Raw genomic sequence first — 3,033 nt, forward strand, 5'->3', positions numbered from 1 at the left:
AACCACGGCTCCTTCGGCCCGCGGCGGCGGCGGGTGATCGCCGCCCAGCAGGTGTGGCAATAGCGCGCCCGCAGCCAGCCGATGGAGTTCTACGCCCGCCAGCTCGAGCCGGCCTGGCTGGCGGCCCGTGAGCGTCTGGCGCGTTTTTCTCGATGCGGATGCCGAGAGCCTCGTCTTCGTGGAGAACGCGACCGACGGGATGAACGTGGTGGCGAACTCCTTCCCGCTGCGTGCCGACGACGAGGTTCTGTTCACCGACCACGAGTACGGCGCGGTAGTACGGATCTGGCAACGGGCGTGCGACGCGGCGGGGGCGCGCCTCACGACGACGGCCCATCCCCGCGATGGATCTCCCTCCATTTCGCCTGAAGCCGAATTCAGTATAATTGCTATTTCGACGATTTGAGAAATGGAGGAAATGATGAGCTTGGCATTTACGATATCCGATGTGACGGGGCCCGAGGTTGAACGCTATATTTTTGACAAATTGAATCGATTTTTAACGGTTGAAAATGACTCCGGTTCCTACAGTGAAGAGGAAGTAAGAGATCAAGCCGAGTTAATGCTGCAAAGGATCAATGAAGGCTCAAAGAACAATGATCTTCTATCGATCGATCGAGTGGGCGAAGTCTCAGGGAACGGTGAGAATATTGATCCGGAGATTCGGGCCGTGATGAGCGAAATCGAAGATCTTTCGATGTTGCTGCCCGGAGAGGTGGTGGAAAAAATGGAAGTGGGGACGCTTGCCAAGGCGATTCCCGGTATCGGTGCCGGTTCGCCGATACTGATTCAGCGGACCAATATGGCCACCCTCCATTTTCTGCCCATACTGGAAAACAGTGAGCCGCCAACGTTGGCAGCCACGAATCTCAGCCCGGAAGCCGGCATGGAGAAGCTGATCTCTGGTTTGGTCGATTTGGCGCCACCACCGTTCAATTTGCTGGGCTCCGCGCTGTTGGCCTTCATTTGGCCCGGAGATGACTCGAAGGCAATGTTTGAAGCATTGATCGACAGATTTAGTGAAATTGTCGAAAAAGCCAACATCAATCAAACGGTTTCCGAGCAGACGGGTGAGCTGACCGCGTACATTAGAAACATATCGACTTACTATATGAGAAGAAAAGAGAGTGGTGCGTCGAAAGAGGATCTGTTTCGCCTTTTGGAAACGAAGTATGTGCTGGACATCCCCCGCGTGATGGGAGTGCTGGAGCAGAAATCCTTTGAGAAGGTTGGTTTGGCCACCTATGTTTCGGGGGTCAATGTGTATTTCAATGCCCTCCAGGAAATGGCCTTGGTCTATCCGCAAGGAAAGCCGGAAGACGCTCCATCGCTTGGGACGATCCAGGATAATGTTGAAACCTATGTGAAACACGCCTCCAGGGTATTGCCGATCGTAAAAGATGATCGGATGAATCAACGATTGGACAAAATTGTCAAGAAACGGGAAAAGCACTGCTCCGGAGCGGCAGGGGGCTTTTGTACCTATCACCCCTACTTCGAAGACGAAGAATCCGGCTATCGCAGCGGGACGATGAGCCAAGGCGAGCGGGATCGGGAGATGGAGAAATATAAAGACAGAATTCGCAGTGAGTTTTCCCGGACTTTGGAAGAGGAGACGCGCTGGATGTCGAACTCTATCGAAACCTGGAAAAAGCTGAAGACTCAACCGCTTCCTCCGCAACCGTAGTGCGGGCGGACACCTCTTTCGTCGCGATCCCGTTGACCCGCAGGGGTGTTGGGATGGATGTCCCGTTAGTGCCTGCACGCGGGGCTGCGCGGGACGTCGTTGGATGAGGAGGGCGCTGGACACGGGGGATCGGTGTAAAATAGGGGCCTGTCCAACCTACAGACCAGACCGTTGAGGGAGGCTGTTGCCGTGTCTACCATCACCATCGACGATGTGCCCGCCGAGGCCTTGCGGCGGATCGAGCGGGAGCTGGCGCGTTGCAACCCTGGCGAGCCGGTCCACGTGACCATCGGGAATGACGAAGGCGGGGGGCGACTATCGAAAGCGTACGAAGTCGCGAAGCGGGTCAGTCGGAAGGTGAGCGAACGCGGGTACACCGAGGCGGACATCGCGAAAATCCTAGCCGAACTCGATGATTAGGCGCTTCGTTCTCGATACCAATATCCTCGTCAGCACCCTCCTCTCAGCCAGTTCCGTTCCGGGCTTGGCGTTTGCCCGTGCCGGGAAGATCGGCGAAGTCGTGTACTCGGTCGAGACGTTGCAGGAGTTGCTCGAAGTGTTGGCGCGGCCCAAGCTCCCGTCGGATGGCCGCGAGGACCGGTTGGGTATGCCGCGCAAGTTTTCGAGAGATTGCCAGCCTGAGCTAAGTGGTTGTACGCCGTTTGTGGCAGGGGGTGTTGCGATGAGTGTCCCTCTTGCTCGCCTCTTGCTACGGCTCCGTCGCCCCAATCCCCTCGACCCCCTCGTTCACCGCCACCACCTCCCGCCGCCCCGGCGACAGAGGCTCGTCACCGCTCATCACCACGAAGACGAGGAAGCGGACCAGCCGCCGCCGTGTCGCCGGCGGCAGCTCCTCGAAATGGCCGATGACCGGGATCACCCGATCGAGACATAGCGCCTCGCCGTACTCCCCCGGATGGATCGCCCCCGCCAGCAACCACGACGGCGTGCAGCGCAACGACTTGCGCATCACCTCCAGGGCATCGGAACCGAGCCCGCGCAGGTCCCCCGCCTCCCAGCGGCGCACATCCGCCTCCGCGAGCCCCGCGCAGCGCGCCAGCGCCGCCGGCTCCATCCCCAGCGACCGCCTCCGCTCGCCGATCCGCCGCCCGATCCGTGCCGCGTCGCGGCGAACCAGCCGGCGGGCGAGGGAGCGAAGGAGGGTCGCGGCAATGGCATGACGGAAAGAGATCATCGATCGCCTCCCGGCGAGTACCGAACCTCCGGTGCGCAACCCGAACCCGCGCGGAAACACCGCCCGATCGATGGGTGGCGGAGGCGGATACGCGGCGTCGCGCCGACGGGAACGAACGGAACCGAGCGAGGAAACCGGCTCGTCATGTTAG

The 3,033-nt window shown here is 59.7% G+C and carries 4 protein-coding genes; 3 read left to right on the forward strand and 1 reads right to left on the reverse strand.

All coding sequences use genetic code 11. The features are described 5' to 3' along the window. The first annotated feature begins 127 nt into the window (after positions 1–127). From ACYQ2W_RS25745 to ACYQ2W_RS25755, 3 genes are all read left to right on the forward strand, one after another. On the forward strand, positions 128–406 hold the full coding sequence (locus ACYQ2W_RS25745; RefSeq protein WP_459873836.1) for an aminotransferase class V-fold PLP-dependent enzyme: 279 nt from the start codon (positions 128–130) through the stop codon (positions 404–406). Positions 407–409: 3 nt separating this feature from the next. After that, positions 410–1,687, forward strand: a complete 1,278-nt coding sequence (locus ACYQ2W_RS25750) for a hypothetical protein (protein WP_459873838.1) — start codon at positions 410–412, stop codon at positions 1,685–1,687. Between the two features lie 189 nt (positions 1,688–1,876). Continuing rightward, positions 1,877–2,107, forward strand: coding sequence for a hypothetical protein (locus ACYQ2W_RS25755; RefSeq protein ID WP_459873840.1), 231 nt, complete (start codon positions 1,877–1,879; stop codon positions 2,105–2,107). A gap of 289 nt (positions 2,108–2,396) precedes the next feature. Here ACYQ2W_RS25755 and ACYQ2W_RS25760 read toward each other — a convergent pair whose 3' ends face one another. After that, complete coding sequence (locus tag ACYQ2W_RS25760; protein ID WP_459873842.1) at positions 2,397–2,882, reverse strand: hypothetical protein; 486 nt, start codon at positions 2,880–2,882, stop codon at positions 2,397–2,399. Positions 2,883–3,033: the final 151 nt, after the last annotated feature.

The sequence above is a fragment of the Endothiovibrio diazotrophicus genome (assembly GCF_054657215.1).

What these genes read in the sequence shown, in the direction of transcription:
- ACYQ2W_RS25750 (WP_459873838.1), top strand. Translation starts at nt 410, where the DNA reads ATGGAGGAAATGATGAGCTTGGCATTTACGATATCCGATGTGACGGGG.
- ACYQ2W_RS25760 (WP_459873842.1), bottom strand. Translation starts at nt 2,882, where the DNA reads ATGATCTCTTTCCGTCATGCCATTGCCGCGACCCTCCTTCGCTCCCTC.